19 protein-coding genes and 1 tRNA gene are annotated in these 26,237 nt (G+C 62.8%); 11 read left to right on the top strand and 9 right to left on the bottom strand.

Going from position 1 to position 26,237, the window contains the following annotated elements; all coding sequences use genetic code 11:
- Window positions 1-143 precede the first annotated feature (143 nt).
- From HWX91_RS29075 to HWX91_RS29065, 3 genes are all read left to right on the top strand, one after another.
- The gene (locus HWX91_RS29075; RefSeq protein WP_028196608.1) at window positions 144-1,754 is read left to right on the top strand and encodes a sensor histidine kinase; all 1,611 of its coding nucleotides are present in this window, start codon (window positions 144-146) and stop codon (window positions 1,752-1,754) included.
- Window positions 1,755-1,831: 77 nt separating this feature from the next.
- Window positions 1,832-2,311, top strand: coding sequence for a response regulator (locus HWX91_RS29070; protein WP_028196607.1), 480 nt, complete (start codon window positions 1,832-1,834; stop codon window positions 2,309-2,311).
- A 79-nt stretch (window positions 2,312-2,390) separates the two neighbouring features.
- A complete protein-coding gene (locus tag HWX91_RS29065) occupies window positions 2,391-4,406 on the top strand; it encodes a hybrid sensor histidine kinase/response regulator (RefSeq protein WP_042274947.1) in 2,016 nt (671 codons plus the stop codon).
- A 159-nt stretch (window positions 4,407-4,565) separates the two neighbouring features.
- Here HWX91_RS29065 and mscL read toward each other — a convergent pair whose 3' ends face one another.
- The 4 genes from mscL to mfd form a co-directional block, all read right to left on the bottom strand.
- Window positions 4,566-5,015 (bottom strand): large conductance mechanosensitive channel protein MscL, encoded by a 450-nt coding sequence (gene mscL / locus HWX91_RS29060; RefSeq protein ID WP_028196606.1) that lies wholly within the window; start codon window positions 5,013-5,015, stop codon window positions 4,566-4,568.
- Window positions 5,016-5,102: 87 nt separating this feature from the next.
- On the bottom strand, window positions 5,103-6,137 hold the full coding sequence (locus HWX91_RS29055; RefSeq protein WP_028196605.1) for a threonine/serine dehydratase family protein: 1,035 nt from the start codon (window positions 6,135-6,137) through the stop codon (window positions 5,103-5,105).
- 55 nt (window positions 6,138-6,192) lie between these two features.
- Window positions 6,193-7,431, bottom strand: a complete 1,239-nt coding sequence (argE, locus tag HWX91_RS29050) for an acetylornithine deacetylase (protein WP_028196604.1) — start codon at window positions 7,429-7,431, stop codon at window positions 6,193-6,195.
- Window positions 7,432-7,645: 214 nt separating this feature from the next.
- The gene (gene mfd / locus HWX91_RS29045; protein WP_028196603.1) at window positions 7,646-11,128 is read right to left on the bottom strand and encodes a transcription-repair coupling factor; all 3,483 of its coding nucleotides are present in this window, start codon (window positions 11,126-11,128) and stop codon (window positions 7,646-7,648) included.
- A 121-nt stretch (window positions 11,129-11,249) separates the two neighbouring features.
- Here mfd and ispD point away from each other — a divergent pair, with 121 nt between their 5' ends.
- Window positions 11,250-11,966, top strand: a complete 717-nt coding sequence (gene ispD, locus HWX91_RS29040; protein WP_028196602.1) for a 2-C-methyl-D-erythritol 4-phosphate cytidylyltransferase — start codon at window positions 11,250-11,252, stop codon at window positions 11,964-11,966.
- Between the two features lie 37 nt (window positions 11,967-12,003).
- Entirely contained in the window at window positions 12,004-12,483 is a 480-nt protein-coding gene (gene ispF / locus HWX91_RS29035; protein WP_028196601.1) for a 2-C-methyl-D-erythritol 2,4-cyclodiphosphate synthase, read from the top strand.
- An 81-nt stretch (window positions 12,484-12,564) separates the two neighbouring features.
- Here the strand turns inward: ispF and HWX91_RS29030 are convergent, their stop codons facing one another.
- Genes HWX91_RS29030 through ompR form a run of 3 tightly spaced genes read right to left on the bottom strand, consistent with a single transcriptional unit; the run spans window position 12,565 to window position 15,263 of the window.
- A complete protein-coding gene (locus HWX91_RS29030) occupies window positions 12,565-13,113 on the bottom strand; it encodes a peroxiredoxin (protein ID WP_028196600.1) in 549 nt (182 codons plus the stop codon).
- Window positions 13,114-13,134: 21 nt separating this feature from the next.
- Window positions 13,135-14,484 carry an ATP-binding protein gene (locus tag HWX91_RS29025; protein WP_028196599.1) on the bottom strand — a complete coding sequence of 450 codons (1,350 nt, stop codon included), beginning with the start codon at window positions 14,482-14,484 and terminating at the stop codon, window positions 13,135-13,137.
- Window positions 14,485-14,528: 44 nt separating this feature from the next.
- Entirely contained in the window at window positions 14,529-15,263 is a 735-nt protein-coding gene (gene ompR / locus HWX91_RS29020; protein WP_006048917.1) for an osmolarity response regulator transcription factor OmpR, read from the bottom strand.
- A 229-nt stretch (window positions 15,264-15,492) separates the two neighbouring features.
- On the opposite strand from ompR, the gene HWX91_RS40925 reads away from it, so the two are divergent.
- The 3 genes from HWX91_RS40925 to HWX91_RS29010 all read left to right on the top strand — a co-directional run bounded on the left by HWX91_RS40925 (window position 15,493) and on the right by HWX91_RS29010 (window position 19,019).
- Entirely contained in the window at window positions 15,493-15,819 is a 327-nt protein-coding gene (locus tag HWX91_RS40925; RefSeq protein WP_081833058.1) for a hypothetical protein, read from the top strand.
- Between the two features lie 194 nt (window positions 15,820-16,013).
- Entirely contained in the window at window positions 16,014-17,645 is a 1,632-nt protein-coding gene (locus HWX91_RS29015; RefSeq protein ID WP_081833057.1) for a DUF1800 domain-containing protein, read from the top strand.
- A gap of 156 nt (window positions 17,646-17,801) precedes the next feature.
- A complete protein-coding gene (locus tag HWX91_RS29010; protein WP_028196597.1) occupies window positions 17,802-19,019 on the top strand; it encodes a DUF1501 domain-containing protein in 1,218 nt (405 codons plus the stop codon).
- Between the two features lie 94 nt (window positions 19,020-19,113).
- On the opposite strand, the gene HWX91_RS29005 is transcribed toward HWX91_RS29010, so the two are convergent.
- Complete coding sequence (locus HWX91_RS29005) at window positions 19,114-19,938, bottom strand: squalene/phytoene synthase family protein (protein ID WP_028196596.1); 825 nt, start codon at window positions 19,936-19,938, stop codon at window positions 19,114-19,116.
- Window positions 19,939-20,155: 217 nt separating this feature from the next.
- Between HWX91_RS29005 and HWX91_RS29000 the strand changes: the two genes are divergently transcribed.
- A tRNA-Leu gene (locus HWX91_RS29000) sits at window positions 20,156-20,242 on the top strand.
- A gap of 106 nt (window positions 20,243-20,348) precedes the next feature.
- Here the strand turns inward: HWX91_RS29000 and HWX91_RS28995 are convergent.
- The gene (locus HWX91_RS28995; protein ID WP_028196595.1) at window positions 20,349-20,642 is read right to left on the bottom strand and encodes a hypothetical protein; all 294 of its coding nucleotides are present in this window, start codon (window positions 20,640-20,642) and stop codon (window positions 20,349-20,351) included.
- Window positions 20,643-21,312: 670 nt separating this feature from the next.
- Here HWX91_RS28995 and HWX91_RS28990 point away from each other — a divergent pair.
- The gene (locus HWX91_RS28990) at window positions 21,313-24,708 is read left to right on the top strand and encodes a DUF2339 domain-containing protein (RefSeq protein ID WP_028196594.1); all 3,396 of its coding nucleotides are present in this window, start codon (window positions 21,313-21,315) and stop codon (window positions 24,706-24,708) included.
- Window positions 24,705-26,237, top strand: coding sequence for a DUF3999 domain-containing protein (locus HWX91_RS28985; protein ID WP_028196593.1), 1,533 nt, complete (start codon window positions 24,705-24,707; stop codon window positions 26,235-26,237). The genes HWX91_RS28990 and HWX91_RS28985 overlap by 4 nt, the downstream gene beginning before the upstream one ends.

Raw genomic sequence — 26,237 nt, 5'->3', positions numbered from 1 at the left:
ACGTCGATAATGGCCCGTCCGGCTGCACCGTGGCGTGCTCGCCAATCCCGCATCGCAACGGGCCGCCCGCGCGGCGCGGCGACGCGCGTGGTCGATGCACGACCGGCAGGCACGCCGCGGCTTGAACGACCCTTCGGGCGAACATGAAACTATTCACCAAGGGTCTGCTGCTGATTGCAGTGCCGAGCGTGGTCGAGCTGGCGCTTCTGGGCGTCCTCTTCGATACCCAGGAGCAAACGGCGCAGGCCGCGCAGTGGGTCAGCAACAGCAAGCAGATCCTTTATCAGTCGTCGGCCATTGTCGATCCGCTGCTGCGTCAGGCCGCGCGGGTCCGCACGGGTATGGTCGTCGGCGATCCGTCGTTTATCGACCGTCATACCGTTTGGGTCGATCTCGGCGACCGGCTTTCGAACCTCGAAACGCTGGTGGCCGATACGCCGCAGCAGGCCGAACGCGTACGCAGAATGCAACAGGCGATCGAGGCGTATCGCGAGCAGGCCAATGCGATCGCGCAGGCGCTGCGCGCCGGACACAACGTGACTTCGTTTGCGGCGCAGGATACTGGCGGGCTCCCTTCGCAGATCGCGTTGTTTCGCGACCAGCTCGCCGAATTCAGCAGCGAAGCCTCGCGGCTCGACGCCGAGCGATCCGCGGCCCTGACACGGCGCCATGAACGCCAGCAGTACGCGCTGATCGCCGCCGTGCTGGGGTCGATGCTGATCTGGGCGGTCACCGCGGTGGTGTTTGCGCGTAGTATCGGCCGGCGTCTGGAAGTGTTGACGGACAACGCCGAACGTCTGGGCCGCGGCTGGGAGCTGGCTCCGCCGCTGTCCGGCAGCGACGAAATTGCCGCGCTCGACGCGGTGCTGCATCAGACGGGTGCACGCCTGCGCGAGGCCGAAGGCGAGCAGACCCTGCTGAAAGCGCGGCTCGAGGCGCGCGCGCGGGAGCTGGCCGGTGTGAATGAAGCGCTGCGCCAGGAGACGCAAGACAACGAAATGTTCATCTACAGCGTATCGCACGATCTGCGCTCGCCGCTGGTGAATCTGCAGGGCTTTTCGAAAGAATTGCAGGTGTCGTGTGACGAACTGGACAGCATCGTCGAGGCGGCGAATCTGCCGGAGTCCGAGCATCGGCGCATGGTGCATATCCTTGACGGCGACGTGCGCGAGTCTCTGCAATATCTGCGCGCCGCGGTAACGCAGGCGGCGGCGATCATTGACGCGCTCTTGCGGATTTCGCGTGCCGGCCGGCTTGAATACCAATGGCAGCGGGTCAGTGTCGGACGCGTGGTGGGACGGGTGGTCGAGGCGTTGCAGGGCGTGATCAGCCAGCGGGCGACCGTGGTCACCGTGCGCGAATTGCCGCCGGCGTGGGGCGACCCGGGTGCGATCGAGCAGATTTTCAGCAACCTGGTCGGTAATGCGCTCAATTATCTCGATCCGGCGCGTAGCGGGCGCATCGAGATCGGCGCGCTGGAGCCGGAACCGGTCGACGAGACGGAACCGCGCGCGTTACGCACGCGCACTTATTATGTGCGTGACAACGGCCTCGGCATTCCGGCGGCGTATATGTCGAAGGTGTTCCGGGCCTTTCAGCGCTTGCACGGCGACGTCGCGAACGGAGACGGCGTGGGCCTCGCCGTGGTGCGGCGGATGGTGGAACGGCATGGCGGGCGCATCTGGGTCGAGTCCGCGGAAGGGGCGGGATCGACCTTTTTCGTCGTGCTGCCGGAACAGCCCGCGCGCAATTGAGTCAGGGCAGGCATCGGGAAAAAAGGTGGGGATAGCTAAAACATGATGCAAAAACGGATTGTCAGCCCGGAGGGCATATGAGTCACGGGGAAACGGTCAGCATCGTGCTGATCGAGGACGACGACGGCCACGCCACGCTGGTCGAGCGCAATTTGCGCCGTGCCGGTGTTTCAAACGGCTTCGTGCGCTTTCGCGATGGCCAGCAGGCACTCGATTACTTCTTCGGCCCGGCGCCCGCGGACGCTGCGGCCAGTCCTTACCCGCCTCGGGAGGATTTGACGAATTTCGTCGTGCTGCTCGATCTGAAGATGCCGCGGGTGGATGGCTTCGAGGTATTGCGGCGTCTGAAGGATTCGCCGCAGACAGCCGCGGTGCCGGTGATCGTGCTGACCACGACCGACGATCCGCGCGAAATCGAGCGCTGCTACGAACTCGGCTGCAATGTCTATATCACCAAGCCGGTCGAATACGACGCCTTCATCGAAGCCGTTCGCCGTCTCGGCTTCTTCCTGCAAGTCGTCAAACTGCCGGCGGGCCACCGGCTGGGCGCGCCTTGACGGAAGGCGCAGGTGAAGGCGCGCCGAAAGCGGCTCATGACAAGATAGCCCTATCAGACCTAGCGAAAGAAGACTCCGCATGACCGAAGAAGTGTCCACGCAACCCGCCGCATATGTGCTGGTCGTCGATGACGACGAAGGCATCCTGCGGCTCGCGCGCAAATCGCTCGAACGCGCCGGCTGCCGGGTTGCCATCTGCGCCGGTATCGACACGGCCCGCGAGCGGCTTGCTGCCGGCGCGCCCGACCTGCTGGTGCTCGACTACCAGTTGAGCGGGCCCGAAACCGGCCTCGACTTCTTTCGCCGTTTGCGGGCCGAAGGTGTGCGGATTCCTGCCATCCTCGTGACCGGTTTCACTGACGAATCGCGCGTGATCGAAGCGTTACGCGCGGGCGTGTCCGACGTGGTGCCGAAATCCGGTGATTACCTCGATTACTTGCCGGAAGCCGTTGAGCGCGTGCTTTCCCAGGTGCGTCTGCAAAAGGCGTCGGCTGAAGCCTTGCTGTTGCGCGACCGCGAACAGCATTACCGGACCTTGTCGGAGGCGTTGCCGCACCTCGTGCTGACCTGCAACGCCGCGGGCGATTGCGATTTCCTGTCGAAGCAGTGGTTCGACTACACGGGATTGTCGGAAAGCAGTTCGTACGGCCTCGCATGGCTCGAAGCGGTGCATCCCGACGATCGTGAAGAGATTCGCCGGACCTGGCTCAAGGCGGTGACGGACGGCGCCGGCGATTACCGGCACGAACTGCGGATTCGCCGCCATGACGGCGAATATCGCTGGTTCGACGCCCGTGCGGTCGCCATGCGCGACCCCGAGGGCAATATCAGCAAATGGTTCGGCAGTTGCACGGATATTCATCCCCAGCGCGAGGCGATCGAGGAGCGCGAACGCCTGCTCGCCTCGGAGCAGGCCGCTCGCCAGATCGCGGAAGAAGCCAATCGTGCGAAAGACCGCTTCCTCGCCATGCTGTCGCACGAATTGCGCACACCGCTCACGCCGGTGCTGGCGGGGGCCAGCGTGCTGGAGATGATCCCGGGTCTGCCCGACCAGGCACGCACGAGCGTGCGCATGATCCGCCGCAACGTCGAACTCGAAGCGCGTCTGATCGACGATCTGCTCGACCTCACGCGTGTGGCGAATGGCAAGCTGCGTCTGTCGCTCGAAACGGTCGACGTGCATGAGGTGATCGACAGCGTGCTCGAACTCTTCCGCAGCGAGATCCAGGTCAAGCAGCAGGACGTACACGTCCACAAGAATGCCGAGCAACACTACGTGCTCGCCGACCGCGCACGACTGCAGCAGATGTTGTGGAACCTGATCCGCAACGCGGCCAAATTCACACCGGACGGCGGTCATATCTACGTGCGCACGCATGATGAACGCATGCATGTGCAGATATCGGTCGAGGATACCGGCATCGGTATCGAGCCCGAGCAGATCGGCAAGCTTTTCAATGCCTTCGAGCAGGGCAATCAGAACATGACGCGGCAATTCGGCGGCCTGGGCCTGGGTCTCGCGATCACCAAGGCGCTGACCGACGTGCACGGCGGTACGGTGATCGCACAGAGTCCGGGGCCGCACTGCGGCGCGACCTTCACGATCACGCTGCCCACGGCCGCCGCGCCGGAGGAGCTGACGCCTGTCGCCGCGCCCGATGAGGTGCGTCCGCCCGGTTTGCTGACCATCCTGCTGATCGAAGACCACGTGGATACCGCCGAGGTGATGGCGCAGCTGATTCGCAGCCTGGGGCACGACGTGACCGTGGTGGGGCGGGTTGACGATGCGTTGGCCGCCACCCAGTTGCAGAACTTCGATCTGGTGATCAGCGATGTGGGCTTGCCGGATGGCACCGGTCTCGATTTCGTCAAGGCGTTCCGCGAGCATTCGGATGCGCCGGCGGTTGCGTTGACCGGCTTCGGCACCGACGAAGACGTGCGCCGTTGCCTGAGCGCGGGCTTTACTTCACATCTGACTAAACCCGTCAATTTCGGCCAGCTCGAAACGATGATTGAAAGCGCGCTGAACCTGAAGGCGGAAAAGGGCGAAGGCGGAGATAAGGACGAAAAGGATGCGGCCGCAAAGGGCGCCTAGTTGTACATTCGGCCCCGATTGAGATGAGATAACTGGCGTGCAGGATAGAAAAAAGGCCTGTGGCGATTTTCGCGCTACAGGCCTTTTTCATTGTCGCCGGCTAATGCACCGGCTAGTGCACTGGCTAATGCACCGGTGCCAATGCTCGATGCGGAAACCTTAACGCGGCGGCGCGTTCTTCAGCGAATCGCGGATCTCGCGCAGCAGCACGACATCTTCCGGCGTTGGCGGCGGTTCCGCCGGTGCGGCTTCAGCCGGTTTGCGCAGATTGTTGATGAACTTGACCATCAGGAAAATGATGAACGCGAGAATCACGAAGTTGATGGCCACCGTGATGAACGAGCCATAACCGAACACCGCCACGCCTGCCGTCTGCAAGTCTTTATACGATTCCGGACTGCCTTTGAAACTCGCTGGAATATCGCCGAGGCGAATGAATTTGTTGGAGAAATCGAGGCCGCCGGTAGCAACGCCGACAACCGGCATGATCAGGTCTTTAACAATTGAATTGACGATTGTGGAAAATGCGCCGCCGATAATCACCCCGACAGCCAGATCCATTACGTTGCCTTTGAGGGCAAATTCCTTGAATTCCTTAATCATGCTCATAGATGTTCCTCCCAGAAGTCGATGATCGAATCATACCAATCTGAGAGCGATAGGCTAGTCCCCTAAAGCTGAAAGAGCGGATGGGCTCTATTCTGGAAACTGTGACTGGCTGTGGCGCGCCCGTTCGATATGCGCGGCAAAACTGACCGGGTCGGTATTGGTCCCGCACAGCAGCACGCCGACGCGCTTGCCTTGCAGTGTTTCGCGCAGCGGCCCGAGCAGCGCTGCCGTAGCCGCGGCGCAGGCCGGTTCGACAGCTAGCTTAAGTTGTCCGAACAAGGTCAGCATGGCCGCGCGCAACTGCTCGTCGGAGACGGTGACGAGGCGGTCGATATGACGGCGGCACAACTCGTAGCTGTATTCCTCGGTATGGGGCGATGCCAGTGAATCGGCAATGGTGTGCATGTGGCCCATCTTGATCGTGTGATTGGCGGCAAAGCTTTTGCCCATCGCATCCGATCCTTCGGGCTCGACGCCGTAGATGTGCACCTTGGGATTGGCGAGCCGCATGGCGGTGGCCACACCGGCGGCGAGCCCGCCGCCGCCGATCGGCACGATCACCGCTTCGAGATCGGGCGTTTGCGTGGCCCATTCATAGCCGAGCGTGGCCGAGCCCAGCACGGTGCGATAACCATTGAACGGGTGCACGAAGTAGCGGCCTTCTTCCGCTTCGATACGGCGCACCAGTTCGAATGCTTCGGCAATGTTCTCCGCGAACACGATCTCCGCGCGATATTGCCGGCACAAGGCTACGCGTGCCGGATTGGCCGCGCGAAACAGCACGACCTTCGCGCTGATGCCAAGGCGCATTGCCGCGTAGGCGACCGCCACGGCATGGTTGCCGCCCGAAACACAGGTAACGCCCGCGCTGCGTTGCGCTTCGTCGAGCGCGAGCAGGTTGGTGAACGCGCCGCGCGCCTTGAAGCTGCCGCCCGCCTGCAGCAACTCGAACTTGAAGTTCACCACCGTGCCTTCCAGCGACGGAAAATCGAGCCGGTCGAACACCGGCGTTCGTGTCACCCACGGTGTCAGGGCAAAGTGCTGCGTGGCGATGTCGTCGAGTGTGGGGATCGGCTCACCGTCGATCGTATGGTCGGTGTGCTGCGGCGTGGCGGTTGACATGGCGTGGGTAGGTTTTTCCTCGGTATGGTTAAGACTATTTTTGCCGCGCTCAGTTTCAGTGCGCGTGGGCGTCGACCGACATGCTGTGAATGAATTTTTGCAGGAAACGTTCGCATGCCACAAGCTGATCCAGCGCCACGAATTCGTTGGCCTTGTGGGCCTGCTGGATGTCGCCGGGGCCGCACACAATGCTCGGAATGCCGGCCAGCGAGAACAACCCGGCTTCAGTGCCATACGCGACTTTGCGCTTGTCCTGGTCGGCGGTCAGCGCGCGCACGAGTTGCGTGATGGCCGCTTGTTCAGACGAATCGAGACCGGGCGCCGCAGCGATTTTGGTGATCTCGATGGCGCCGGATGGATGCTCGCGCAACATTTTCGGCAGCAGCGTTTCGCGTGCGTATTGATCGATCCGCGCGAAGATCGGTTCGGGGTCGAGCGTGGGCAGATTGCGGAATTCGAACTGGAATTTGCATTCGGCCGGCACGGTATTGATCGCATTGCCGCCGACGATCGTGCTGGTTTGCGCGGTGGTGAAGGGCACGTCATACAGTTCGTCGAACGGGCCTTGCTCGCGAAACTGATCGGCCATGTCGCGGATGTAGCAGATCAGGCGCGCGGCGTATTCGATCGCATTCAGACCCTTCGGCGTAAGCGACGAATGCGCTGCCTGGCCGCGCACGCAGCACTGATACGCGTTGATGCCTTTGTGCGCCACGATCGGACGCATGCTGGTCGGCTCGCCGACGATGCAGCCGTCCGGCTTGACGCCGCGTTTCATCAGATCGGCGATCAGGAGCGGTGCGCCCACGCAACCCACTTCCTCGTCGAACGACAGGGCGAAGTGAATCGGTTTGGCGAGCTTCGTGCGTTGCATCTCAGGCAAGAGCGTAAGCGCGGCGCCGATGAAGCCTTTCATATCGCAGGTGCCGCGGCCATACAGTTTATCGCCGCGAATTTCAGGCTTGAACGGATCGCTGTCCCACTGCTGACCGTCCACCGGCACGACGTCGGTATGGCCCGACAGCACCACGCCGCCGTTGGTCTCGCCGTCGTGAGCCGGAATCGTTGCAAACAGATTGGCCCATTTGCCGCTTTCGTCGTGGGTGAGTGTGGCTTCGATGCCGACCGCGCGCAATTCGTCGCGCACGGTTTCGATCAGGCCGAGATTCGGATTGCGGCTCACCGTGTCCATCGACACGAGACGGGTGACCCAGGGAAGCGAGGCAGGCGAGGAAGAATTCGATGCAGTGGCGGGCGTTTGCGAGGACTGCGCTGATTCAGCGACGTGTGACATGACAAGACTCCAGCATTTGAGTCTTTCGATCATACCCAAAAAACCTTCACCCGTATGCTGCGGAGCGCGTTTGCGCACCGCAGCATGAGCGAAAAACGGCTAGACGTACCCGTTTTTTTGCATCAGGCTCATGTGCCGGCGCGGGTATCCGTCGCGACGCCGCTATGCACGCCGAAGTTGGCGTGATAGCGGCGCGTGAACATCCAGCGACAGCTTAGCGCGCCGCCGCCGTGGCAGCGGTGCCGCGACTGGGCGTGCCGAGCGCGCGCAAGGTTTCCTTGACCGTCGCCACACGCACGGCCAGATCCGGACTGCGCGTTTCGATGCGCAGCTTGTCCTGGCCCGCGAGCTTGATGTGCTTGTGTTTCTGCACCATCTCGATGATCCGCATGGCGTCGATCGGCGGATTGGGGATGAACTGCAAGCCGATCACGGCTTCGCCCGCGTCGATTTTCGAAATGCCCAAAGGCTTGGCCGCCAATCGCAGACGATGTGTCTCGACGAGCGCGTGTGCCTGCGGCGGCAACTTGCCGAAGCGATCGATCAACTCTTCCTGAATGCTGTCGATCGAATCGTTGTGTTCGCAATTGGCGAGGCGCTTGTAGAGCGACAGGCGTTCCTGCACGTCGCCGCAATAGTCGGCCGGCAAAATGGCGGGGGCGTGCAGATTGATTTCCGTGGTCGCCGCGAGCGGGGCGGTGAGGTCCGGTTCCTTGCCTTCCTTGAGCGCCTTGACGGCGTCGTTGAGCATGTCGGTATAGAGCTGGAAACCGATCTCCTGGATTTCGCCCGATTGCTTGTCGCCGAGCACTTCGCCTGTGCCGCGAATCTCGAGGTCGTGCATCGCGAGATAGAAGCCGGAACCGAGTTCCTCCATTTGCTGGATGGCTTCGAGGCGGCGCTGCGCCTGCTTGGTCAGCCCTTGCGGGTCATGCACCAGCAGATACGAGTACGCCTGGTGGTGCGAACGACCGACCCGGCCACGCAACTGATGCAATTGCGCAAGACCGAACTTGTCGGCACGGTGAATCAGGATCGTGTTGGCGCTCGGCACGTCGATACCGGTTTCGATAATCGTCGTGCACAGCAGAACGTTCGCGCGTTGGGCAACGAAGTCACGCATCACGCGTTCGAGTTCGCGCTCATGCATCTGACCATGCGCGACGGCAATGCGCGCTTCGGGCACGAGCGTTTCGAGCATCTGCCGGCGATTCTCGATCGTCTCGACTTCGTTATGCAGGAAGTACACCTGGCCGCCGCGCTTCAATTCGCGCAACATGGCTTCGCGAATCACGCTGTCTTCTTCGCGACGCACGAAGGTTTTGATCGCGAGGCGCTTTTGCGGCGCGGTGGCGATCACGGAGAAATCGCGCAGGCCTTCGAGCGCCATGCCGAGCGTGCGTGGGATCGGGGTGGCGGTGAGCGTGAGTACGTCGACTTCGGCGCGCAACGCTTTCAGCGCCTCTTTCTGACGCACGCCGAACCGGTGTTCCTCGTCGATGATCACGAGCCCCAGCCGCTTGAACTGCACATCGGAGGACAGCAGCTTGTGCGTGCCGATGACGATATCGACAGTGCCTTCGTTGATCTGCTGGATCGCCGCGTTGACTTCCTTGGTCGACTTGAAGCGCGACAGTTCGGCAATCCGCACCGGCCAGTCGGAGAACCGGTCGCTAAAGGTTTGCGTGTGCTGTTCGGCGAGCAGCGTGGTGGGCGAGAGCAGCGCGACCTGCTTGCCGCCCATCACCGCGATAAACGCCGCACGCAGCGCCACCTCGGTTTTGCCGAAACCGACGTCGCCGCACACGAGGCGGTCCATCGGTTTGCCGCTCGTCATATCGCCGATCACAGCGGCAATCGCCGCGGCCTGATCCGGCGTCTCTTCGAAGCCGAAACTCTCGGCGAACTTCACATAGTCTTTCGGTTCGAGCGCGAACGCATGGCCTTCACGCAGCGCGCGACGGGCGTACAGGTTCAGCAGTTCCGCCGCGGTGTCGCGGATCTGCTGCGCGGCTTTGCGTTTGGCCTTTTCCCATTGGCCCGAGCCGAGCGAATGCAAGGGCGCGCTTTCCGGATCCGCGCCGCTGTAGCGCGAGATCACGTGCAACTGCGCAACCGGCACGTAGAGCTTGCTGTCACTCGCGTACTCCAGGTGCAGGAATTCGGTCTCGCCTTCGCCGAGATCCATCGTGACGAGGCCCATATAGCGGCCGATGCCGTGCTGCGAATGCACGACCGGATCACCGATCTTCAGCTCGGACAGATCGCGCACCATCGAATCGACGTTGCTCGCCTGTTCCTGACGGCGGCGGCCCGCGCGGCGCGCGAGCGGCCCGTAAAGCTCCGTCTCGGTGATGATCGCGATGCCCTCCGCGGGCACGGCAAAACCGTTGGCCAACGGGGCGACGCCAAGCGAGAAACGCGTGTCGCCGGCGAGCCAGCTCTGGAAGGTGTCGCTCGACGCCGGTCGCAGATGATTGTCGGCGAGCAACTGCAACAGCGTTTCGCGCCGGCCGGCCGATTCAGTGGCAAACAGCACGCGGTTCGGGGTGGTGTCCAGATAGGCGCGCAGGGCCGCAATCGGATCTTCCGCGTGACGGTCGATCGCAAGATTCGGCAACGGGGTCGACCAGCCGCCGCCCGCGTTGGCCGGCAGGACGAGTCGCGCGAACGGCTTGGCGAACGTGAAAAAATCCTCGTCCGAGAGGAATAGACGCTGCGGCTCCAGAATCGGCCGGTCGCGATCGTGCGACAGGAAGTTGTAGCGCTGCCTGGTGTCGTTGGTGAAGCGCTTGATCGCCGCATCCAGATCGCCGACGAACGCCAGTTGCGCGCCTTCGGGCAAATAGTGGAAGAGCGTGGCGGTTTCGTCGAAGAAGAGCGGCAGATAGTATTCGATGCCCGCCGAAGGCACGCTGTTGCCGATGTCCTTATAGATCGACGCGCGGCTTGGATCGCCCTCGAAAGTTTCACGCCAGCGGCTGCGAAAGGCCGTGCGGGCGGCCTCGTCGAAGGGGAATTCGCGGCCGGGCAGCAGGCGCACCTCTTTCACCGGGTAGAGGCTGCGCTGCGTATCCGGGTCGAAGGCACGGATCGAGTCGACCTGGTCGTCGAACAGGTCGATCCGGTACGGCAACGGCGAGCCCATCGGAAAGAGGTCGAGCAGTGAGCCGCGCACGCAGTATTCGCCGGGACGCACCACCTGGCTCACGTGCTCGTAGCCGGCCAGGGTCAATTGCGCCTTGAGTTTGGCTTCGTTCAGGCGCTCGCCTTGCGAGAACGAGAACGTGTAGCCCGCCATGAAGGACGCGGGCGGCATCCGGTACAAGGCGGTGGTGGCCGGCACCAGCAGGATGTCGCAGCGGCCCTCGCCGAGATCGTGCAGCGTGGCGAGGCGCTCGGAGACCAGATCCTGGTGAGGCGAAAAGGTATCGTAAGGCAGCGTTTCCCAGTCGGGCAGCAAACGCACCCGGGCCTCGGGCGCGAAAAAGCTGATCTCCTGCGACAAGCGTTGCGCGTCGACGGCGCTTTCGCAGACCACGGCCAGCAACGGCACCTTCTCGCGATAGGCGAGATGGTAGCGGGCGATCAGCAGCGCGTCGGACGAGCCGTGCGTGCCGTCGAAGGCAAAACGCTGGCCGGTCTTGACGAGCGCGACGGGCGGGGAGTACTGCGATGATGCGGCGATGTCTGGCATAGAAGAGAAAAGACGGCCTCGGGCTCACACGTGATCGGCAAGTTTACGCGTGTCGGGGCGTAGATGCGAAGGACCTATTATAAAATCCGTCGTTTACTTTCACTTCGCGGCATCCGCACTCGTGACTTCCCGTCTATTTGCCCTCATTCCGTGCGCTGGCACCGGCAGCCGTTCCGGCGCCGCGATGCCCAAACAATATCGCACTGTCGCCGGTCGCGACATGTTGCATTACTCGCTGGCGGCGTTCGACGCCTGCAGCGAGTTTGCGCAAACGCTGGTCGTCATTGCCCCAGACGACCAGCACTTTGACGCCCGCCGCTTCAGTGGGCTGCGTTTTGCCGTGCGGCGCGCCGGCGGGGCCTCGCGCCAGGCCTCGGTGCTGAACGGCTTGCATGCGCTGGCCGAGTTCGGTGCGCACGACGACGACTGGGTGCTGGTGCACGACGCCGCGCGGCCCGGCATTACGCCTGGCTTGATCCGCGCGCTGGTCGCCGCGCTGAAGGAGGACGCGGTGGGCGGCATCATGGCGCTGCCGGTTGCGGATACCCTGAAGCGGATCGATGCCGGATCGTCGGACGGGCGGATTGCCCGCACCGAGGCGCGCGACGGCCTGTGGCAGGCGCAGACGCCCCAGATGTTCCGCATCGGCATGTTGCGCGAGGCCATTTTGCGCGCGCAGGCGGACGGTCACGATCTGACCGACGAAGCGAGCGCGATCGAGTGGCTGGGTCATGCGCCCAGGTTGGTGCAGGGGAGTTTGCGCAACTTCAAGGTCACTTATCCGGAAGATTTCGACCTGGCCGAAGCGATTCTGTCCCGGCCGGCTTCGGCTTCCTGAGCGGTTAATCGAATTTAAATGAATGGACTTGACGCATATGGATTTCAGAATTGGGCAGGGTTATGACGTGCATGCGCTGGTGCCGGGCCGTCCGTTGATTATTGGCGGGGTGACGATTCCTTACGAACGCGGCCTGCTCGGGCATTCGGACGCGGATGTGCTGCTGCATGCGATTACCGATGCCATTTTTGGCGCTGCTGCAATGGGCGATATCGGGCGTCATTTCTCCGATACCGATGCTAAATTCGCCGGCGCGGATAGCCGGGTTTTGCTGCGGGAGTGTTTTGCCCGTGTAACGGCGGGTGGATTTTCTATCGCTAACGTGGATAGTAGTGTGGTTGCTCAGGCGCCTAAGCTCGCGCCTCACATTGAAGCAATGCGAATTAACATCGCCGCGGACCTTAACCTGCCGGTCGAGCGGGTGAACGTTAAGGCCAAGACGAATGAGAAGTTGGGATATCTCGGCCGTGGCGAAGGGATTGAAGCTCAGGCCGTAGTTTTGTTGATTAAAAACTAGGAGTTGGGTGAGATTTTATGGGCCTCGTAAAACCCGCTGCTGCTTTTCAGGCGCCGCGGGTTTTTTATCGAACCTATTGCATCACAACGTCGATCCGCCCACGGGGCGGTTGCAAGCGCATTCTTCGTAGGTTTGCAGTGCATCCAGCAGGCGTAATACCTCTGCCGGGTTGCGGCCGACGTTCAGGTTATTGACCGAGACGTGCTGAATCGTATTGTCCGGATCGACAATAAACGTCGCACGCAGCGCCACGCCGGCTTCCTTGTCGCGCACACCAAGCTGGTCGATCAACTCGCCTTTCACGTCACCGAACGAATAGTGGTTGAGCTTGTTCAGATCCTTGTTCTCGCGGCGCCATGCCAGCTTGACGAACTCATTATCGACGCTGCCGCCTAGCAGCACGGCGTCGCGCTCCTCAAAATCCTTCGCGAGTCTGGCAAATTCAACGATCTCCGTCGGACACACGAACGTGAAATCCTTCGGGTAGAAATAGATAATTTTCCACTTGTCGGGAAACGACTGTTCGGTGATTTCTTCGAACGCCGACATGCCGTTTTCTTCGTAATCGTTGAAACCGGGCTTGGCGGCAGTCACGGTGAACGCTTCGAGTTTATCGCCGACGGTTTTCATGCGAGTGCTCCTTCGTGGGATTCAAGCGCCTTTTGCGAGCGGAAATTCAATGGTGACCTCCAGCCCCGGACCCGGCGTGCGATTGCGCAGGCGCAGCGCGCCGCGATAACGGCCTACCAGCCGCTGCACAATGGCCATGCCGAGGCCCGTGCCGTTTGCCTGGGTGCGCGCCGAATTCACGCGATAGAAGGGCCGCGTGACAAGGGACAACTGATCTTCGGGAATCCCGGGCCCTTCGTCGACCACCGACAACTCGACGCGGGAGTGCGACACCCGCGTTTCCAGAATCACATGCGGGATGCCGTCGCCGTCGCTCAGGCCATACTTGCGGGCGTTTTCCAGCAGATTGCCAACCACCCGCCGCATATCGGTCTCGTCCGCCTCGATCACCGCCGACGGAGCGAGCCGCGTGATCAGGCGCATGCTGTCTTCGCTCTGCATCCGCGCCGCGAGTTCGCCCGCGATCACCGACAGATCGACCGGTTCCGGCACACGCTGTACCGGGCGGGCGTAATCGAGGAACCGGCCGATGATCATGTCCATCTGCTCGATGTCGTCCACCATCGCGTCTTTGGTGGCTTGGTCGGACGGGCTCATCTCGGTTTCCAGCCGCAGCCGTGCAAGCGGGGTGCGCAGATCGTGGGAGATCCCCGCGAGCATGAGCGCGCGGTCGGCCTCGAGTTGTTCGAGGTCCTGCACCATCTGGTTGAAACTGCGATTGGTTTCGGCGGCCACGCCCATGCCGCGCTCAGGCAGCGGCTCCGGTGACTGGCCCGAGCCGACCTTGCGCGCAGCCATCGCGAGCCGGGCAAACGGACGGTTCACCAGACTGGTAATGAAGGCCGCGCCGAACAGCGAGAGCGCCAGCGCGAACACCCCCCAGCCGGCCCATTGCAGGCCCGTTGCGTTGTCCAGTTGATCGCGGTCGAGCGCCACCCAGTAATCGTCGTCGTCGATCTTGAAGCTGATCCAGACGCCGGGAATGTCGTTGACGCTCTGCGCAATCACCGTGTCGTCGCCGAGACGGCCGCGAATGTCGTGCTCGATCAGCCGGTTCAGCGACTCGTCGGGTTGGAGTTTGTACTTGTCGGTGGTTTCGCGCGGGTACACGCGCACCCCTTCATTGCTCTCCAGATCCTGCAGCAAGGCGCGCCGCAGGTCGGGATCGGAATAGAGGAGTGCGGTGCGCGTGAGCTTGACGATGGCGACCAGTTGTAAAGCCACGCGCTGCGCGCGCGGCTCGCGTTCGATCACCCGAAAGCTCTGGAACCACGCGGCGAGACTGACTGCGATCAACAGCGCGATCAACAGAAAGGTCCGCCAGAAAAGGCCGCCGAACGCGAGCGTCAGGAGGCGCCGGTCGATCCGCATGGGCCCTTCTTATTTGAAATCAAAAACTGTAGGTGAGAACAAACTCAGGCTGCACCGTCAGGAATGAACACGTAGCCGAGACCCCAGACGGTTTGAATGAAACGCGGGCTGCCCGGATCAGGTTCGATCAGCTTGCGCAGACGCGAAATCTGCACGTCGAGACTACGGTCGAAGACTTCGTATTCACGACCGCGTGCCAGTTCCATCAGTTTTTCACGCGACAGCGGCTGGCGCGGATGGCGCGCAAACACCTTCAGCACCGAGAACTCACCCGTGGTCAACGGGATTTCCTGACCGGCCTTGGTGAGCGTGCGAGTGGCGAGATTCAGCGCGAACTCGCCGAACTCGAACACCTCGGTGGTCTCGGACGGCGCGCCTGGCAGCTCCGACGGCGACTGGCGGCGCAGCACCGCGTGAATCCGCGCGACCAGTTCGCGCGGGTTGAACGGCTTGGGCAGATAGTCGTCGGCGCCCATTTCGAGCCCGACAATACGGTCGACGTCTTCACCCTTGGCCGTCAGCATGATGATCGGCGTACGGTCGTTGCTGCCGCGCAGGCGACGGCAGATCGACAGGCCGTCCTCGCCGGGCAGCATCAGATCGAGCACCAGCAAGTCGAAGCGCTCGCGCACCCAGAGCTTGTTCATGGACGGCGCGTTCTCGGCAACATAGACATTGAAGCCCTGTTCACCGAGGTAGCGGCGCAGCAGATCGCGCAGGCGCGGATCGTCGTCGACGACGAGGATTTTCGAAGGGTTTTTAGTTTCCATGGTCGGCATCTTAGCGCGATTAGAAAGTGGTGCGCGGTTGCATCGTTTTCGGAGTTACAGTCAGTTACAAAATTTACCCGCACTGTGGCACGACGTAAAGCATCGGCAGGTAGACTCCTTTACTGAATGCGGCTGTTCGGTGGATACTTCACTCGACTAAAACTCTCGCACCCGGCTCGCTACCGGGGTCTGTATACGCATTTGAGGTAGCCGGTTGCCGCGCCACGAAGGGAACAACATGAAGGGAGGGGTTTGGCCGAATGTGCGCCTAAGCGTAATTGCACTGGCGGTAGCCGGGACGCTTGCAGGCACACTCGGGTCAACGTTCGCCCACGCCCAGCCTTCGGCCGAGAGAGCGACGAGCGAACGCGTGCCAAGGCAGGCCAATTCCAGAGCAAACCGGCACAGCCCCACTGTCGAGCGCCCCGCCTCAGATGCAATGCTGCGCACAGCAGTTCCCCCCGATCTTGATCAACGTCGCCGTGATGGTCATATGACGCCCGACGAACGGCGTCTGCTGCGGCAGCATATCGAAGACGCTGTCCGCGAACTCTACAAGCGCTAGCTATTTCCGTGCCCGCTCGGGGTGCGTCCGGTCGCGCTTTCGCCGTGGCTGAAAGAATTCGTTGCACTTCCCCCGTCAACTTTCCCCTTCCATCTGCCGTTGTGTTGCCAGAGCACAGCGCGGTTTTTGTGCGCGCTAACGCCTTTTCGTGACGCTCCTCAACCGGCTCAACCGGCTCAACCGGACAATCGATAATGAACATGCTGACAGGCGGTAAGGGTAGACGCTGGCTAGCGGCGACGGCCACTGCGCTCGCAGCCGCGACCTGGTGTGCGTCGGCACCGGCCGAGCAGCAGGGCGCCACTCATGTCCCCCACAACAGGCATCGTGCGGCGTCTGCCGCGTCCTCCGTTGCCCCCGCCGAACAGGACATTCTCGACGCCGATGATGCGCGCTTCTTCCTGACTCGAGTCGGTTTCGCGCCCGATAGCGGCGAGCTCGCGCAATACGTTGGACTCACGCGCGAGCAGGCCGTCGACAAAGTACTGGCCGCAGTCCGAACCGAAGCCGTGACGCCGCTGCCTGAATGGGTGCTCGAGCCGATCCCGACACGCGACATCCGCAAGACGTGGACGGACGATCAACGCCGTGACGAGCAGCGGCAGCGCGGCCAGCGTTACGAAATATTACGTGCATGGTGGGTGCGGGAGATGTTGAGCACGCCGTCGCCGCTGACCGAACGCATGACGCTCTTCTGGCACAACCACTTCACGTCGGGGCAGGACAAGGTCGCGTATCCGCAGGAGATGGCGCAGCAGAATATGCTGTTGCGCCGCGACGCGCTCGGCAACTTCGGCGAACTGTTGCACGACGTCGCGAAAGATCCGGCGATGCTGCAATACCTGGATGGCGCGAGCAATCGCAAGGGCAAACCCAACGAAAACTTCGCGCGCGAGGTGATGGAGCTGTTCACGCTCGGCGAAGGGCATTACACGCAGCGCGACGTATCGGAAGCCGCGCGTGCCTACACGGGGTGGGGCCTCGACCCCGACACGCACGCGTATGTATGGCGCGCCAACCAGCACGACGACAGTAACAAGACCGTGCTGGGGCAAAGCGGTCCGTTCGACGGCGATCAGGTGCTCGACATCCTCCTCGCGCGGCCTGAAACCGCGACCTTCGTCACGACCAGGCTGTGGCGCGAGTTTGTCTCCGATACCCCCGATCCCGCCCGCATCGCACCGATCGCCGCGCAGTTTCGCGCGAGTCATTACGATATCAAGGTCGCGCTGCGCGGCCTCTTCATGAGCGACGCGTTCTGGGACGACAACGATCGCGGCGTGCTGGTGAAATCGCCGGCGGAGTTCGTCGTGGGGACCCTGCGCGCGTTCGATATCGGCTATGACAACACGGCGCCGTTCGCCGCGGAGATCCGCACGCTCGGCGAGAACCTGTTCTATCCGCCAAACGTCAAAGGGTGGCCGGGCGGCACGATATGGATCAATAGTTCGACCTTGCTTGCCCGCAAGCAATTCGTCGAGCAACTGTTTCGCGCGACCGAAACCGCCGGCCCGCGGCGTACCGGCAATCCGATGAACCCCAAGATCGCGGCAAGCGGCGTACCCGGCAAGATGCAGGCGAATCCGCAGATGCAGCGCGCGATGGCGCGAGTCGGCCAGCCAGCCCAAGGTGGCGTACGCTTTGATATCGGCACATGGCTTGCGCAATACAACGCCGCGCCGACGGCCAAGCCGGGGTTGTCGGTGGAGCTGCAACTGCAGCATGCGGTGTTGCCGCTCACGCCGGTCGATGCCATTGCTACCGATTCGGCCGCCAGTGCTTATCTGGAGGCGTTGCTGATGGACCCGGCTTATCAGTTGAAATGAGAGTTGAAATGAGCAGCGAGCTTATGGGTTGAGGTAAGCGACTGCGGCAGGCGACGGAATCGAGCCGCTCAACCGTTTAACCCGGATCGGGCACGCGAACCAGCGATCCGTCGAAGGCGACCCGACGCGCGCCATGACAAGCGAACGAGGTGCAGGATGAAACGACGCAGCTTTCTCTCGATGGGCGCGGCCGCCAGCGCAACGCTCTGGTTGCCGCGCGCCTTCGGTGCGCAGATGGCAACGCCCGGCGGCTCAGCGAATCGCGGATACAGCAACCTGCTGATTCTCGTCGAACTGAAGGGCGGTAACGACGGTTTGAATACCGTGATTCCGTTTGCCGATCCCACTTACTATCAGCTGCGAAAAAATATCGGCATCAAACGCGAGCAGGCAATTCAGCTCGACGAGCGCACCGCCTTGCATCCGTCGTTGCAGCCGCTGATGCCGCTTTGGCAAAGCCGCCAACTGGCGATCGTGCAGGGCGTGAGCTACGCGCAACCGAACCTGTCGCATTTCCGTTCGATCGAAATCTGGGACACCGCGTCGCGTTCGGACCAATACCTGCGCGAGGGCTGGCTTACCCGTGCGTTCGCGCAGACGCCGGTACCTACCGGTTTTGCCGCCGACGGCGTGGTGATCGGCAGCGCCGAAATGGGGCCGTTCGCCAACGGCGCGCGCGCGATCGCGCTGGTCAATCCCGAGCAATTCGTCAGAGCCTCGCGCCTCGCAACGCCGGTGTCGCTGCACGAGCGTAATCCGGAGCTGGCGCATATTCTCGACGTCGAGAACGATATCGTGAAAGCCGCTGACCGTCTGCGTCCTACGCAAGCTCAGGCGCAATTGAAGACGACGTTTCCCGGCGGTGCGTTTGGCAGTTCGATCAGGACGGCAATGCAGGTGCTCGCCGCTGGCGATACGCCGCAAGGGCAGCCGCGTAATGGACAAGGCGTCGCCGTGATCCGTCTGACGTTGAACGGGTTCGATACGCACCAGAACCAGCCCGGCCAGCAAGCGGCGCTGCTCAAGCAATTGGCCGAAGGGTTTGCGTCGATGAAGTCGGCGCTAATGGAGCTCGGCCGCTGGAATGAGACGCTGGTGATGACCTATGCCGAGTTTGGCCGGCGCCCGCGTGAGAACCAGAGCAACGGCACGGACCACGGCACCGTGGCGCCGCATTTCGTGATGGGCGGGCGGGTGCGGGGCGGTTTGTACGGCGTGCCGCCGGTGCTCGCGCGCCTGGACGGCAATGGCAACTTGCCGGTCGGCATCGATTTTCAGCAACTCTATGCGACGGTGCTCGGCCCCTGGTGGGGGCTCGATTCGTCCGCGATCCTGCAGCAGCGGTTCGAGCCGCTGCCCTTACTGCGCGTCTGACAAGGGACCGTGCGCGCTTCCCAGCATGACGCGGCGGCCGTTCGTGTGGGCCGGTGGTTCGCTTGCCCGTCTGTCCATTTGTCCGTTTGTCCGCTTACCTGGCGCGCCAGCTAAGCCAGAGCTTGCGGATCGGCGTCAATGCAATGCGTTGATGCAGTACGTGATAACCGTCACGTTCGATCTCATCCAGCAGTGCGAGAGCGAGTGCCGCTTGCGCGACCAACGTGCGCTGCGTGCGTCGCTCATGCGCGGGCATGGCGGCGAGTGCTGCCCGCACCGCATCGCGAGCCCGCCTGGTTTCGAAGCGCATCAGCTCGGTAAAAGCGTCGGAATATTTCCGGTTGATCAGGTCGGCGGCAGTGACGTTAAAGCGCTGCATTTCATCGACCGGAATATAGATGCGGCCGTGACGTGCGTCATTGCCGGTTTCGACAACGAACTGGGCAAGCTGCAGCCCTTCGCCGAGCGGTGCCGCCCAGCTTGACGCCTCTGCGGCGTTTTTTGCCGTCGCGCGCGCGACCAGCGATGCAAAGGTGCCGCCCACGCCCTGCACATAGCGCCGCAGATTCGGGTAGTCGAGATAGCGTGCCTGGTCGAGGTCCATTTCGAAGCCGGCGAGCAACGCCTGCAACTCCGGATAGGCGGCCTGCACATCGGGCAGATAGGCTGCCAGTGCCTTTGAAACCGGATGCGACGGCGAGCCCGCAGCCAGCGCGGCGAGCTCGTTTTGCCACCACGCGAGTTTGGTGCGGCCGATTGCCGGATCGCTGACTTCTTTTACGGTTTCCTCGAATTCGCGGCGCAGCGCGAACAGCGCGGTCAGGAGCGGCTGGCTTGCCGCGGGTGCCCGCCGAAGCGCATAGTAGGTGCTCGATCCGGGCGGCGCCGCTTTCTGCTGGCAATATTCGTCGAAATTCACGGGATTGGAATGTGGGGAAGGGCGGCGTAGAGGGCACGAGGTGCGCGGGTTTAGCCAAAAATTGTAGCATCGACGCTTGTTGGACAGATGCATGAGCAAATGCAGACAAGCGCGAATCAATCGGTTAGAATCTCGCGCTTACGCTTTCGGGCGCGGATTTTGACGCGCTCATGAGCATGCAGGACATCGGGCAGAACGCGCAGCGCTTTGCCCGGCTGCGAGGGTGGCGAAATTGGTAGACGCACCAGGTTTAGGTCCTGACGCCCGCAAGGGTGTAGGGGTTCGAGTCCCCTCCCTCGCACCATCCGTATGTAGCGGAAAGGTAGCAGAAAACCCCGTTAAGTCTTTGGACTGACGGGGTTTTTTGTTTTTCACTCGACGTGTATCGAACGGCGCGTGTCCGGCAGCGCTCAGGCGTCCGGCGCGGCCGACGGCGGTTCGGTTTGCGTGCCCGGCAGTTCGGCTTGTGCGGCGCCTTCGAGAAAGCGGCGAGTCGAATCGAACGCGTGCAGCATCGGATCGGGCCACGGCGTTTGCAGCATGACCGCCTGGTGGTTTTCGAACGCCGACGACAACAGCTTGACCAATTCGGGAGAGCGCAGATGGCGCAGCAGCACACTGACGGCGATCGCCGTCGCCTGGCTCGCGCCGGCGGTTTGAAGTTCTGAGGCGGTGAGGGCCGCTACCTGTTTGTTGATGTCCACTGAAGCTTCCCTGGATGAAATGGGGTGATAGAAGGCCTGTAGGCCGATCCCGAATTTTGACATGGTTGATGGCTTGCCGCGAACCTGGCGGTTTGGGCAGACCTGCCGCTCTGGAAGTGTGGCAAAGGCGTTAAACGCAGTTAATCTGCTAAACAATATGGATGCGGGCGTAGGTGAGAGCGGCTGCCGGATTTGTCCAGACAATCGGATGTTCAGCGCGCTGTGCCTGAATTCATGCGGCATCCGTTGCGATGCATATTGTGTGGATTGTTAATTCGCACGTGATCGGCATTGAACGCATGGATTAAGAAATGGCTGCTTGGGTCCGCTTAGGCCGGGCGTGGCTCACACGTGTTTGAACCACGACGGTCGGCGCATCCGCGCGGGCCTCCGCTAATCGCCGGTAGCCCTCCCCGGATTAATCCTGCGAAAAAAAGCCGTGTAAAGTTAGCAAAAAAACTGGCAAAAAAGTTGGCGAAAAAGAGATATGCGTTGGTGAATAGGTACCGCCATTTGATTTCGTTCACGCAGCGCTTCAAAAGCGTGGTTCGCAACTCGACTTACATGGTATTCTGCGCGCCGATTTTCGCTGGTTTGCTGGCGCAATGGCTTCGGATTAATCCGTGCGACAAACGGATCTCGCAGTTGAAGACAATAAAAGAGGCATGCGATGAGCGTGATATTTGCCCTGATCGGCGCGGTGATCGGGATAGTAGCCGCCGTGTCGAACGATTTCTCGATGGGTTTCGGTGCATTGGCGGGGGGGATGGCTGGCGTTGCGCTCGCAAGTCTGCTCCAAAAGCAGTCTGCACGGCCCGTAAGCGACCCCGTGTCCAAACCGGCTGCGTCCGATAACCTGAACTACCCGGCCGGCAGCCCATCCAGCGAACTCGCTGCGCGCGTCGAGCGACTGGAGCAGGAGATTGTCGTTCTGCGCGGTGAGATACGGGAATTGCGCGCCGGCGTTACCGGCGCGTCGGCGACCGCGAGTGAGGATGGTGAGTCGACGTTGTCCGGGCGGGGTCCTGACACGCTCGCATCGCATCCTTACGCGATACCGCCCGCAGCGGGGCAGCAGCCGCCTCGCGAGCGTGCAGTCACGCCGCCGCAGCCGACAGCCGTGCGCCCGACGGTGAGCGCCAGCGCAGTCACGCCGCAGGAGCCGGCCGCAGCGCTTGCATTGAGCGGATCGGCCGTAGCGGGCACGCTGGATGGCCAGCCGCACAACCCCGCAGCGTTGTCGCCGTCTACCGAGTCACCGATACCCGCGCAAACTCCGCCCGCGCCTCCGCGCGGTCCCGGTCTCGTCGAACGCCTCTTCAAAAGCGCTCGCGACTGGCTATTTGGCGGCAACACGGTTGTGCGGGTCGGCATCGTCGTGCTGTTCTTCGGCATTGCGTTCCTGCTCAAATACGCCGCGGACAACAGTCTGTTGCCGATCGAATTCCGCCTGGCCGGCGTGGCGCTCGCCGCGACCGTCCTGCTCGGGCTCGGGTGGCGCATTGGCGAGCGTCGCGGAGCGTACGGGCTGATCTTGCAGGGCGGCGGCGTCGGCGCGCTTTATCTGACCGTGTTCGCCGCAACCCGGCTCTATCATCTGCTGCCGGCAGGCGCCGCCTTGCCGTTGATGATCGCGATCTGCGGCCTGAGCGCATTTCTGGCGGTGCGCCAGAACGCATCGTCGTTGGCCTTCATGGGGAGTGCGGGCGGCTTCCTCGCGCCGCTACTCCTGTCGACGGGCGGTGGTAGTCACGTGATGCTGTTCAGCTACTACGCGCTACTCAACGCAGGTATTTTCGCGATTGCGTGGTTCAAGGCGTGGCGGCCCCTGAATCTGCTTGGTTTCGTGTTCACGTTCTCGATCGGCGCCGCGTGGGGCGTGACCGCTTACCGGCCTGAATTGCTGGCCAGCACGGAGCCGTTCCTGATTCTGTTTTTCCTGATGTATGTCGGCATCGCGTTGCTCTATGGGCTGCGCCGTGAGATCGCACTCAAGCATTACGTCGACGGTACGTTGGTGTTCGGCACGCCGCTCGTCGCGATCGGTCTGCAAGCGGCCCTGATGAAGGGCACCGAATTCGGTCTGGCGTGGAGCGCGGTCGCGCTGGCTGCTTTCTACCTGGCGGTCGCGGGCTGGCTGGCGCCGCGGCGCGCGCGCCTCGGCATGATGTTCGAAGCGATGCTCGCGCTGGCCGTGATCTTCGCCACACTCGCCGTGCCGCTCGCTTTCACCGGACCGACCACCAGCGCGACCTGGGCCATCGAAGGCGCCGCGATCACGTGGCTCGCGGTGCGCCAACGGCGCCTGAGTGCCTTCGGCTTTGGGCTGCTGATGCAACTGGCCGCGGCGGCCGCGTATGCTGTCGGCACGTACGCGCAGATCGGCAGCGCGCATGCATGGCCGGTCCTGAACGGCGCGTACATTGCGACTGTGCTGATTGCGATCGCGGGCATATTCACGGGATGGCGCTTGCATGGCCGCAGCGAAGCGGGCGCGTGGCACGCATGGATGCCGCAGATCGGCCTCGTCGCCGGGGTGTGGGGACTGTTGTGGTGGATCTGTGGAGGGCTGCACGAAATCCACGCGTACGCGCAGGCGCATCTTGCGTACGACCGCGATCGGTTCGAGACCGCCGTCATCGCGCTGTTCGCCGTTCTAACCGCGTGGCTTGCGCACGGCGCGCACCGCAAGCTGCGTTGGCCGCTTGCCGAACTGCCTGCGCTGGCACTCATGCCGGTGCTCGCTTTGCTGACATTGAGTCTGTTCATGTTGAGCATGGCGCCGGTCAGCGGTTACGGCTGGCTGGTCAGCGCGGTTGTCGCGGTTGCCGCCTACGCGCTGCTGTGGCATCAGCAGCGCGACATTAGCGACCGGGTGCTTGCCGTCCTGCATGTGCTGATGTTCTGGACAGCCGCCGCGCTCGTCGCCCTCGAAGGCTATTGGGGCTTGCGTGCGTACGTGCCGGAAGGCGCATGGAGCTGGAGCGCGTGGGCGTACGGCTTTGGCATTCTGCTGCTGATGATGGCGGGCGTCGGGCATCGTTTGCGCTGGCCGGTCGCGCGGTTCTTGCAGGCGTATCAGGTATGGGGCGCCGCGCCGCTCGCCGTCCTGCTATGGGTGTGGAGCATCGTGAGCGTGACGAGCGACGGCAGTGCCGCGCCGCTCTTCTGGCTGCCGATTCTCAATCCGCTGGACGTCGCGCAGATCCTCGCGCTTGTCGCCTGTGCCGTATGGCTGCGGCGCCTGCGCGCACTGGGCGTGTACTGGCATCCGCGAGCCTTCGACTATGCGGTGCTCGCGACCCTGTTCCTGTGGTTCAACGCGTTGCTGCTGCGTACGCTGCATCATCATTTCCATGCAGCGTACGATATCGATGCGGTGCTGGCGTCGTTCAATTTCCAGCAGGTGTTTCTGGTTGGCTGGAGTGCGTTTGCCTTTGCGGGGTTGTGGGTTGCGCGCCGCGACAGCATCGTGCGGGTGTGCGCGATCGCCTCGACGCCGCTTGTGCTGGTAATGTGGATGTGGACGTTCTATGCGAACCTGACACAGGATGGCGGCGCGTGGGCGCGCTTGCCGCTGCTCAATCCGCTCGACCTGGTGCAGGCGGTGATCTTTGCATTGGCGGCGTTGTGGCTCATCCGCATCAACCGCCTCGGTGTGCCGATCGGCGAATATCGTGTGCCGTTGCAGGTAGCGGTCGGCGCGACCGGATTCGTCTGGCTCAACGCGATGCTGCTGCGCACGCTGCATCATTGGATCGGCGTGCCATACCAGCTCGACGACATGTCGCACTCGATGCTCGTGCAAGCTTCGGTCTCGGTATTCTGGACCGTCTGCGCATTGGCTATGATGATCTGGGCGACGAGGCGAGCCAGCCGGATTTTCTGGTTCATCGGCGGCGCGCTGCTGGCAGCCACTGTCGTCAAGCTGTTCCTGTTCGATCTGTCACACGTGACCGGTATCGAGCGGATCGTATCGTTCATCGGTATTGGCCTGATGTTGCTGCTGATCGGTTACTTCTCGCCGTTGCCGCCCAAAGCAGTGGTTCTGGAAGCTGAGCAATGAAGCGTGTCCTGATAGCGGCGGGGTGGTGTCTTGCGATCTCGTCAGCGTGGTTGTCGACGGCGGCCGTGGCGGCGGATAGGTTCGCGCAGCGCTTTGCGCTTGAACTCGAAAGCGGCGCCCCCTATTACAGCGTGACGCTTCCGGCTGCCGTGTACGCCGCCAGCCAGCGCGGCGATCTCGGCGATGTGCGCGTGTTCAATGGTGCGGGCGAGCCCGTACCGTATTCTCTCGACGCGCCACGGGAGCCCTCCCGGGCGCCGGCTACCTTGCGCCCGGTGCGCTGGTTTCCGTTGCCGTCCGCCGCGCCGGGCGGAACCCGCGCGCCACTCGGCGTGACGATTGCCGCCGACGGGTCGCTGCGTGCAACCTCCGCACCACCGTCACGCGAGCAGCAGGACGCCGAGCTGATCGATCTCGCGCGCGAGACGCGGGGCGGCGCCCGGATCGATGCACTGGTCGTCCATGTGCGCGATGACAACTACCAGGGGCGTGTCAGCGTCGAATCGAGTGACGATCTGCGCAGCTGGCAACCCGCCGGCGAAGCGCAACTGCTCAAGGTGAGCTACAACGGCAGCACGCTGAGCCAGGACCGTATCGAGCTCACCGGCATGCGCGCGCGTTATCTGCGTTTGCACTGGCTCGACGGCGCGCCCTACATCGAATCGATCGATGCCCAGCTCCAGGCGGCCGGCGCCGATAGCGCGCGGAGCGCGGATACTCAACGGGAATGGCGCGTCGGCATCGTTGCCCGCGCGGGTCCGAAAGACGGCGAATATTTCTTCGAGACCGGCGGCCCTTATCCCGTCGATCGTTTGCGCCTGAACCTGCCACAGCCGAATACCGTGGCGCCCGCCGTCGTCTACTCGCGTGCGGGGCTGGAGGCGGCCTGGCGAGAGGTATCGGGCGCGACGCTGTTCCGTTTGCACAACGGCGCGGTGGAGCAAAGCAATCCATCGCTTGAGATGGCCCCTGACACGGATCGTCAATGGCGAGTGGTGGTCGATACGCGCAATGGCGGTTTGGGAAGCGGCACGTTGACCGTCGCCGCGGGCTGGCGTCCGGCGACGCTCACCTTCGTCGCGCGTGGCGCCCCGCCTTTCACGCTGGCGGTGGGGAGCGCGGCCGCGGTGTCGTCGGCGCTGAGCCGGGCGGATCTGTTGATGGGAGCGTCATCGGTTGCTGCCACCGCGAGACTGGGTGAGGCGCTTCCTGTTGAGCTAGGAGATGATGCGCAGGCGTCGGGTAAAGACCCCGACGCGACGCGGCGCTACATGTTGTGGGCGGCCTTGCTGCTGGCTGTCGGCTCGCTGGGTGCGATTGCCTGGCGGCTAGCGCGTGGCGTTCAGGCTCAGCCTGGCGGTGTGGCCGGTGGCGGAGCGGGTGCAACGGGCGGAGCGGCCGGAACCGGTGACGCGGGCGCCGCTGGTGGATCGGCAGGCGGGGTGTCTGGCGGATCAGACCCGGCAAGCGCTACAGCTGGCGATGCAGGCCGCGACAACGCCCACGCTCAAGGCCCCGCAAAGCACTGA

It is taken from the genome of Paraburkholderia fungorum, assembly GCF_902833645.1.
Taxonomy (GTDB): domain Bacteria; phylum Pseudomonadota; class Gammaproteobacteria; order Burkholderiales; family Burkholderiaceae; genus Paraburkholderia; species Paraburkholderia fungorum.
The sequence above is the reverse complement of the archived record's forward strand: the minus strand, read 5'-3'. Positions and strand labels throughout refer to the sequence as shown.

Bases quoted from the DNA above. Each gene is read 5' to 3' on its own strand.
- HWX91_RS29075 (WP_028196608.1), top strand. From the start codon at position 144: ATGAAACTATTCACCAAGGGTCTGCTGCTGATTGCAGTGCCGAGCGTG.
- HWX91_RS29070 (WP_028196607.1), top strand. From the start codon at position 1,832: ATGAGTCACGGGGAAACGGTCAGCATCGTGCTGATCGAGGACGACGAC.
- HWX91_RS29065 (WP_042274947.1), top strand. From the start codon at position 2,391: ATGACCGAAGAAGTGTCCACGCAACCCGCCGCATATGTGCTGGTCGTC.
- mscL (WP_028196606.1), bottom strand. From the start codon at position 5,015: ATGAGCATGATTAAGGAATTCAAGGAATTTGCCCTCAAAGGCAACGTA.
- HWX91_RS29055 (WP_028196605.1), bottom strand. From the start codon at position 6,137: ATGTCAACCGCCACGCCGCAGCACACCGACCATACGATCGACGGTGAG.
- argE (WP_028196604.1), bottom strand. From the start codon at position 7,431: ATGTCACACGTCGCTGAATCAGCGCAGTCCTCGCAAACGCCCGCCACT.
- mfd (WP_028196603.1), bottom strand. From the start codon at position 11,128: ATGCCAGACATCGCCGCATCATCGCAGTACTCCCCGCCCGTCGCGCTC.
- ispF (WP_028196601.1), top strand. From the start codon at position 12,004: ATGGATTTCAGAATTGGGCAGGGTTATGACGTGCATGCGCTGGTGCCG.
- HWX91_RS29030 (WP_028196600.1), bottom strand. From the start codon at position 13,113: ATGAAAACCGTCGGCGATAAACTCGAAGCGTTCACCGTGACTGCCGCC.
- HWX91_RS29025 (WP_028196599.1), bottom strand. From the start codon at position 14,484: ATGCGGATCGACCGGCGCCTCCTGACGCTCGCGTTCGGCGGCCTTTTC.
- ompR (WP_006048917.1), bottom strand. From the start codon at position 15,263: ATGCCGACCATGGAAACTAAAAACCCTTCGAAAATCCTCGTCGTCGAC.
- HWX91_RS40925 (WP_081833058.1), top strand. From the start codon at position 15,493: ATGAAGGGAGGGGTTTGGCCGAATGTGCGCCTAAGCGTAATTGCACTG.
- HWX91_RS29015 (WP_081833057.1), top strand. From the start codon at position 16,014: ATGAACATGCTGACAGGCGGTAAGGGTAGACGCTGGCTAGCGGCGACG.
- HWX91_RS29010 (WP_028196597.1), top strand. From the start codon at position 17,802: ATGAAACGACGCAGCTTTCTCTCGATGGGCGCGGCCGCCAGCGCAACG.
- HWX91_RS28990 (WP_028196594.1), top strand. From the start codon at position 21,313: ATGAGCGTGATATTTGCCCTGATCGGCGCGGTGATCGGGATAGTAGCC.
- HWX91_RS28985 (WP_028196593.1), top strand. From the start codon at position 24,705: ATGAAGCGTGTCCTGATAGCGGCGGGGTGGTGTCTTGCGATCTCGTCA.